6 protein-coding genes are annotated in these 7,607 nt (G+C 66.7%); 4 read left to right on the forward strand and 2 right to left on the reverse strand.

The genetic code is table 11. The features are described from left to right. Positions 1–322 precede the first annotated feature (322 nt). Positions 323–1,945 (reverse strand): AMP-binding protein, encoded by a 1,623-nt coding sequence (locus tag VFG33_RS15780; protein WP_325053611.1) that lies wholly within the window; start codon positions 1,943–1,945, stop codon positions 323–325. A gap of 235 nt (positions 1,946–2,180) precedes the next feature. Between VFG33_RS15780 and VFG33_RS15785 the strand changes: the two genes are divergently transcribed. Next, a complete protein-coding gene (locus VFG33_RS15785) occupies positions 2,181–3,647 on the forward strand; it encodes a restriction endonuclease (RefSeq protein WP_325053612.1) in 1,467 nt (488 codons plus the stop codon). Positions 3,648–3,656: 9 nt separating this feature from the next. Here VFG33_RS15785 and VFG33_RS15790 read toward each other — a convergent pair whose 3' ends face one another. Then, positions 3,657–4,595, reverse strand: coding sequence for a DUF6454 family protein (locus VFG33_RS15790; protein WP_325053613.1), 939 nt, complete (start codon positions 4,593–4,595; stop codon positions 3,657–3,659). 96 nt (positions 4,596–4,691) lie between these two features. Between VFG33_RS15790 and VFG33_RS15795 the strand changes: the two genes are divergently transcribed. From VFG33_RS15795 to VFG33_RS15805, 3 genes are all read left to right on the forward strand, one after another. Next, on the forward strand, positions 4,692–5,309 hold the full coding sequence (locus VFG33_RS15795) for an SIMPL domain-containing protein (RefSeq protein WP_325053614.1): 618 nt from the start codon (positions 4,692–4,694) through the stop codon (positions 5,307–5,309). An 80-nt stretch (positions 5,310–5,389) separates the two neighbouring features. Continuing rightward, the gene (locus tag VFG33_RS15800; RefSeq protein ID WP_325053615.1) at positions 5,390–6,625 is read left to right on the forward strand and encodes an Nramp family divalent metal transporter; all 1,236 of its coding nucleotides are present in this window, start codon (positions 5,390–5,392) and stop codon (positions 6,623–6,625) included. Positions 6,626–6,632: 7 nt separating this feature from the next. Beyond that, positions 6,633–7,424 (forward strand): metallophosphoesterase, encoded by a 792-nt coding sequence (locus VFG33_RS15805; protein ID WP_325053616.1) that lies wholly within the window; start codon positions 6,633–6,635, stop codon positions 7,422–7,424. Positions 7,425–7,607: the final 183 nt, after the last annotated feature.

The following is a 7,607-nucleotide window of genomic DNA, read 5'->3' on the forward strand; positions in this document are numbered from 1 at the left end:
CGCGTAGCTGCGTCCTTCCCTGGCCGAGGTGGTGGGTGTCAAGGGTCGAACTTGTTCGAGCCCGCAGGGCCGCGAAGCGCCCTTGACACCCACCACCTCGGCTAGCACCATCACGCAGCGGAGACCGCGCAACCACAGTCCCTCTACGCACCGGCGCAACCACATCACCAATGCACCCGCACAACCACAGCCCCTCTGTAGGCACCGCAACCAACAACTGCTGCAATTCGGTTGCTGTAGGCACCTACATTTCGCGGCATGCGAGATCGTGGAACCGCAGCATCCCGCCCACTAACGCAGAAGGACAGCCTGGGCGCTGTCGCTACCGCAGTCCGAGCAGGTCGAGCGACTTCTCCCGCATCTCGATCTTCCGAATCTTGCCGGTGACGGTCATCGGGAACTCGTCGACGAGGAGGACGTAGCGCGGGATCTTGTAGTGGGCCAGCTTCCCGGTCGCGAACTCCCTGACCTTGGCCGCGTCGAGCTCCGCGGCGCCGTCCTTGAGCTTGATCCAGGCGCAGAGCTCCTCGCCGTACTTCTCATCGGGTACGCCGATCACCTGCACGTCGGCGATATCCGGATGCGTGTAGAGGAACTCCTCGATCTCCCGCGGGTACACGTTCTCGCCGCCGCGGATCACCATGTCCTTGATCCGGCCAACGATGTTCACGTAGCCGTCGTCGCGCATCACCGCGAGGTCCCCGGTGTGCATCCAGCGCGCCTGGTCGATCGCCTCGGCGGTCTTCTCCGGCTCATCCCAGTAGCCCAGCATCACGGAGTACCCGCGAGTGCACAGCTCGCCCGGTTCGCCGCGCGGTACGACGAGTCCCGTGGCCGGGTCGACCAGCTTCACCTCGACGTGCGGCATTACCTTGCCGACAGTCGACGTACGGCGGTCCAGGTCGTCGTCGCGGCGGGTCTGCGTCGACACCGGCGAGGTCTCGGTCATGCCGTAGCAGATCGCCACCTCGGCCATGTGCATGTCGGCCACACACCGCTTCATCACCTCGACCGGACAAGGCGAGCCGGCCATGACTCCGGTTCGCAGACTGGTCAGGTCGTACTCCGAGAAGTTCGGCAACCCGAGTTCGGCGATGAACATGGTCGGTACGCCGTACAACCCGGTGCAGTGTTCATCCTGGACCGCCTGCAAGGTCGCAGCCGGATCGAAGGCGGGCCCGGGGATCACCATGCACGAGCCGTGCGTAGTACAGCCGAGGTTCGCCATCACCATGCCGAAGCAGTGGTAGAAGGGCACCGGGATGCACAGCCGGTCGTCGGGGCCGAAGGCGATCGTGTCGGTGACGAAGTAGCCGTTGTTCAGGATGTTGTGATGGGAGAGCGTCGCACCCTTGGGGAATCCGGTGGTCCCGGACGTGTACTGGATGTTGATCGGATCGTCGAAGCTGAGCTCCTGCGTCCTCTCCTCCAACTGCTCCTGGCTGACGGTCGCGGCCGCCTCGACCAGCCCATCCCAGTCCGGCGTACCGATGTAGACCGTGTCCTCGAGCGCCGCGCAGTCCGGCCGGACCTCCTCCACCATCTTGCGGTAGTCGCTGGTCTTGAACTCGGTCGCCGAGATCAGCAGCTTCACGCCGGACTGGTTCAGCGCATAGGCCAACTCGTGGGTGCGATAGGCCGGATTGATGTTCACCAGGATCGCGCCGATCATCGCCGTCGCGTACTGCGTGATCGTCCACTCGGCGCAGTTCGGCGCCCAGATCCCGACCCGCTCCCCCTTGGAGATCCCCCTGCCCATCAACCCCCGCGCCACGGTCTCCACAGCGGCCCCGAACTCGGCGTACGTCCACCGCCGCCCACTGGCGACCTCGACCATCGCCTCCCGCTCCCCGTACTCCGCCACCGTGCGTCTGAGGTTCTCCCCGATCGTCTCCCCCAACAACGCAACCTCGGAAACCCCAGACCCATAAGAAGGCAAACTCATCTCGCCATCGTGACGCCCCGCCCTTAACCCGACAAGCCCTGATGTTTTTCCTGGATGGGGCGACACGGCTCAAGTTGTTGTTGGCAACTGTGTGTGCATTGGCCGGTGGGCGAACGGGTGTTCGAGTGCAGGGAAACAGAGGATGGACGGGAGTCAATGTCATGACTAACTCTGCGTCGAACTTGGTCGCGGAGCGTGGTGGCTTGGTTACCCTGGTGGGGAGAGGTGTGAGGCCATGGGCTGGTCCGTTGAACGGCATGCCCGCAGCGAGCGTCCGCCCGGGCGTACCGCCGAGGCGGCGCAGCGTACAGCTGCGGTGCAGGAGCGTGTCCAAGAGCTGCAGGACGTGCTGGACGCGGCGCTGGCTGTCGAGGTTCACGGTACCGATCTCCAGACCCTGAAGCGAGCGCCACGCCGGGCACCGCCGACAGTCGCGGACGCCGATCACGTCCCCCACCCCGGACCGGTCTGGGCCGCGTTCGTGCCGAACCGACCGGGGCCGTTCGCGAGCCTGGTCGGCGGCAACCGACGGTATGCCCGGCGGCTGGCGGAGGCGGAGGACCGGTTCGCGGCCGCGATCGAGCGGCACCGGACGTCCGAGGAGAACCGGCGCGAGCGGGTGGCCCGTGCCACCAGGGACCAAGCAGAGCAGCAGCGCCGGCTCGACGACGACACCGCCGACCAGCACGCGCGGATCGACGAGTACCAGCGAGCGGTGGAATCACGCGACCGGCGGGCGGTCAGCCGGTACTTCCAGAAAGCACTCGACCGCGTTGCCGAACCGCACGACTTCCCCAAGCGCCGCAAGGCCGGGTACGTGCCGGAATCGACCCTGCTGGCGTTGGAATGGGAGTTGCCCGACGTCAGCGTCGTACCGGCCGAAGCGTCGTACCGGTATGACAAGGAGCAGGACAAGGTGGTCGCGGTGCCGCGGCCGGAGAGCGACGTACGGCTGCTCTATCAGCAGTTGGTTGCCCAGTGCGCGCTGCGGGCGCTGCACCTGGCCTTCGGCAACGACCGGTACGGCGTAGTCGACACGGTCGTGTTCAACGGCATGGTCGAGTCGGTCGATCTGGCTACCGGGCGGACAGTGCGGCCGTGCTTGATCACCTTGCGGGCAACCCGCGAGCAGTTCAAGGCTCTGGTGCTCGACCAGCTCGACCCGGTCGCCTGCGTCCGGCACTACTTCGCTGCAGAGGTGTCACGGCATCCGGAGGAGCTCCAGCCGGTCGAGCCCGTACTGGACTTCGATCTCGCGGACCCACGGACGATCGAGCCACAGGATGTCCTCAGTGAGATCGATTCCAGGCCCAACCTGCTGGAGCTGACACCGGACGAGTTCGAGCACCTCGTGCACAACCTGCTGACCCGGATGGGCCTGGAGACGCGGCTGTTCCGCAGTGGTGCCGACGGCGGCATCGACTGCGTTGCGTACGACCCCAGGCCGATCACAGGCGGCAAGTTCGTCGTGCAGGCGAAGCTCTATACGCGCACAGTGCCACCGAGCGCAGTACGGGATCTCTTCGGCACTGTGCTCGATGCAGGCGCGACCAAGGGCATCCTGATCACCACCAGCGGCTTCGGCCCCTCCAGCTACCAGTTCGCCAACGGCAAACCACTACAGCTGATCGACGGCACCGGCCTCCTCGCCCTCTGCCACCAGCACGACATCCCGGCCCGCATCGTGCCGCGCGCTAGCTGACAGTTGCCCTCAGCTGATCGGCGACTCGTAGATCAGGATCTCGGTGCCGGCCTTCTCCTCACCGTCGTCGGGCGCGGTGAACAGCCGCAGCTTGTTGCCAGAGACCTCAAGCGCCACAGGGTTTCGGGTCGCTGAATGCCCAGCGGCAGAGAACGCCGGGAACGGGATCTCGTGCAGGATCCGGTTGTCCTTCAGGTCAAGGAGAGCGAGCCCACCGAGCTCGTAGCTGCCACCGGTAGCAGTGGGAAGGCCGGTGACTCCGCCGCAGATCTGCTTGCTACGGCTGGCGTAGTCACAGTCCTGGTAGTCCAGGATGTGGCTCTCGTTGGCCTCGGCCGCCAGTTGCCTGCCGGACGCGGTCCACTCATATAGGGTTCGCGATCCCCAGCTCACCCCATGCACCAGGCCCGTACGCCGGTCGCGAACCACCCCGCCGACGTGGTCCTTCACCCGGAACTGCTCCGTGACCTTGTAGGTCTTCGGGTTCACCTTGTAGACGATCGCCTTGCTGTTCGGCCTGTACTCCGCCGCCGGGACCCACACGTTCTCGCCGTCGAAGTCGATGCCGCCGGGGTGGTAGATGGTCCCCTCGCCAAGCCGGATGTCCTTCTTCAGGTTGCCCTGGCGGTCCAGTACGAACAGGTGACCGATCCCCTTGCCCGGCGTGCGGTCGTACCCGTCAACCGGCACCGGGTACTTCACCGGCGCCTCCAGGACCTCCACGCTGGACAGGTAGATCAGGTCTCCCACCAGGGCGAACCCCTGCGGGTGGTACGTCGGGAACTTCAACGGGATCCGTGCCACCTGCGACCACGCAGTACTGCGGGTGGTGGCGTCGAAGGCCCGGGCGACCTGGTCGTCGCGGCCGGTGGCATCGGCGCCGGCCATCGTCCCGCCCATCAGCAGCACTCCCGACACCACGGCCGCGAGCAGACTCTTCCTGCGCATGACAACCCCTCCCAGTCCATCCAAGCGTTCTGTCCGGGCCACCCTGACCCGCTCAGGTGAACGCTGGATAGACCGAGCGATGACAAACTGACCGGCATGGAATCCGGGATCACCGTCACCGGGACCGGTCAGGCCACCGCGCCGGCCGATCTCCTCCGCCTCACCCTCAGCGTCGGGCAGGACGCGGCCGACGTCGCGACGGCGGTCGCCGAGGTCGCCGAACGCACCGACGCGGTCACCGCCGCGCTCAGGGAACAAGGAGTCACGCTCGCCGACATCCAGACCAGCTCGGTCAACGTGCACCCGCAGTACGCGGACTCGATGTCGGTCGCGGGGTATCGCGCCTCGCACTCGATGACGGTGACAACGCGCGATCTGACCGGGTTCGGCCGGCTGCTGAACGCGGCGGTCCAGGCTGTCGGCAACAGCCTCGGGCTGGACTATCTGCAGTTCGACGTGGAGGACAAGAGCGCGCTGCTGGAGTGCGCCCGGGAGTTGGCCTTTGCCCAGGCCCGGCAGAAGGCGGACCAGTTGGCCGTACTCGCCGGTCAGACGATCGGCTCGATCGCCGCAGTGGCGGAGTCCTACGGGCACGCACCGATCCGCGAGATGGCTGCAAAGGCGGTATCGGGCGGTTTCGCCCCGGATCTGGCCGTCACCCCGGGAGAACAGACGATCGAGGTCTCGGTCGAGGTCCGGTGGACCTGGTCCTGATTTTTGTCTCGCTAGCCTAATTCTGTCTCAAAGGGAGACTGAACTCGGAAACTGTCACCTTCGTCGTACACACTTCTCCCATGTATGCACCGGCACCGTTGCGTCGACAGCTGAACCGATCGGGTCTGCTGCTGCTCGGGCCCGCCTTCGTGGCGGCGGTCGCGTACGTCGATCCGGGCAACTTCGCCACCAATATCGCGGCCGGCTCGACCTACGGCTACCTGCTCTGCTGGGTCGTCGTCGGCGCGAACCTGATGGCCGTCCTGGTGCAGTACCTGGCGGCCAAGGCGAGCATCGCGACCGGACGGACCTTGCCGCAGCTGTGCCGGGACCAGTTCCGGCGATCCACCTCGACCGGGCTGTGGGCCCAGGCCGAGCTGGTGGCGATCGCGACCGACCTGGCCGAGGTGGTCGGCGGGGCGATCGCGCTGAACCTGCTGTTCGGCATCCCGTTGCTGCTGGGCGGCGTGATCACCGGTGCCGTCTCCTTCGGCCTGCTGATCTATCAGTCGAAGCGGGGTCAGCGGCCGTTCGAGGCCGCGATCATCGGGCTGCTCGCCGTGGTTCTGGTCGGATTCGTGGTGTCGACGATCCAGTCGCATCCCTCCGGCTCGGGCATCGTCGGCGGGATGGTGCCCCGGCTTGACGGCACCGACTCCCTGGTCCTGGCGGCCGGCATGCTCGGCGCGACCGTGATGCCGCACGCGATCTGGCTGCACGGCGCACTCGTCACTGACCGGCACTGGAAAGCCATCCGCTCGGAGTCAGGCAAGCAGCGCGTCCTGCGAGCCACCCGGGTGGATGTGGCTGTCGCGATGGCCCTGGCCGGCGCGGTGAACCTGGCGATGGTCGTGGTCGCGGCCGCCGCGCTGACGGGTACGGGATCCGAGTCGCTGGACACGGCGCACGCCGCGATCGGCGACCGGCTCGGCAGCCTGCCCGCGCTGCTGTTCGCACTAGCCCTGCTGGCGAGTGGTTTCGCGTCCTCCTCGGTCGGCACCTACGCCGGGTCTGTGATCCTGGACGGTTTCTGGCGGCGCCACGTGCCGCTGGCGACGCGCCGGCTGATCACGTTGCTGCCGGCGCTGATCATCCTTGCGATCGGCATCGACCCCAGCCGTGCACTGGTCGTGTCCCAGGTCGTGCTGAGCTTCGGCATTCCCTGCGCGCTGTGGCCGCTGGTGCGCCTGACCGCCTCCCGGCGCGTCATGGGCGACCTTGTCAACCGCTGGGCGACTACTCTCACCGCATGCCTGGTAGCAACCGCCATCACGACCCTCAACGTCGTACTGATCGTGCTGACGCTGCGGGGGTGACCCGCGGATGACCGCGACGTTCGCGGTCAGCGACATCCACGGTCACCCCGAGAAGCTGGCGGCCGCCCTGCGCGAGGCGGAGCTGGTCGACACCGAAGGCAACTGGTCCGGCCGGGACGCGCGCCTGTGGTTGCTGGGCGACTTCTTCGACCGCGGCCCGGACGGCGTCGGCGTGCTTCAGCTCGTACGCCGGTTGGCCGCGCAGGCGTCAGGTGGTCCCGGCGAGGTACGGATGCTGCTCGGCAACCACGAGATCCTGGCGCTCGGGATGCGCAAGTTCGGCGACACCTTCGTGCCGCACGAGGGGATCACCACCCGCAGCTTCGAGCGCAGCTGGGCCCTGAACGGCGGCCAGGACCGCGACCAGGAACTGCTCACCGACGACGACGTCGCCTGGCTGATCGAGCAGCCGATGCTCGGGCTGGACGCGAACCACCTGCTGATGCACTCCGACTCCGAGGAGTACTTGGAGTGGGGCGACTCGATCGAGGAGATCAACTCCGCGGCGCGGGTCGACCTGCACAGCGACGACATCACCGTCTGGTGGGAGATGTGGCGGCGAATGACGTCCCGCTACGCGTTCCGTGGTCCCGACGGACCGGCGATCGCTTCGGACCTGATGAGCCACCTCGGCGGCAGCCGGATCGTGCACGGTCACAGCATTGTGGCGGACCAGCTAGGCATCGACCCGGCGTACCTGACCGGACCGCTGCTGTACGCCGACGGCCTGGTGCTCGGGATCGACGGCGGCACCTTCGACGGCGGACCCTGCTTGCTGGTGGAACTCTCACCCATCTGATCGGGGAATGGCAGCGATCAGGCCGCAGTTGTTGAAAAGTGAATATTGCCTTTTCGGAGCGGAGCGTGTCATGTCTGACAAGCAGGTCAAGATTCCTGGTCCGGATCACCCGATCACGGTCGAGAAGAACCCCGACCGCGTGGTCGTCAAGGTCGCCGGGCGAGTGATCGCGGACAGCCGGGA

This window comes from Kribbella sp. (assembly GCF_035687465.1).
Classification (GTDB): domain Bacteria; phylum Actinomycetota; class Actinomycetes; order Propionibacteriales; family Kribbellaceae; genus Kribbella.

What these genes read in the sequence shown, in the direction of transcription:
- VFG33_RS15780 (WP_325053611.1), bottom strand. Translation starts at nt 1,945, where the DNA reads ATGAGTTTGCCTTCTTATGGGTCTGGGGTTTCCGAGGTTGCGTTGTTG.
- VFG33_RS15785 (WP_325053612.1), top strand. Translation starts at nt 2,181, where the DNA reads ATGGGCTGGTCCGTTGAACGGCATGCCCGCAGCGAGCGTCCGCCCGGG.
- VFG33_RS15790 (WP_325053613.1), bottom strand. Translation starts at nt 4,595, where the DNA reads ATGCGCAGGAAGAGTCTGCTCGCGGCCGTGGTGTCGGGAGTGCTGCTG.
- VFG33_RS15795 (WP_325053614.1), top strand. Translation starts at nt 4,692, where the DNA reads ATGGAATCCGGGATCACCGTCACCGGGACCGGTCAGGCCACCGCGCCG.
- VFG33_RS15800 (WP_325053615.1), top strand. Translation starts at nt 5,390, where the DNA reads ATGTATGCACCGGCACCGTTGCGTCGACAGCTGAACCGATCGGGTCTG.
- VFG33_RS15805 (WP_325053616.1), top strand. Translation starts at nt 6,633, where the DNA reads ATGACCGCGACGTTCGCGGTCAGCGACATCCACGGTCACCCCGAGAAG.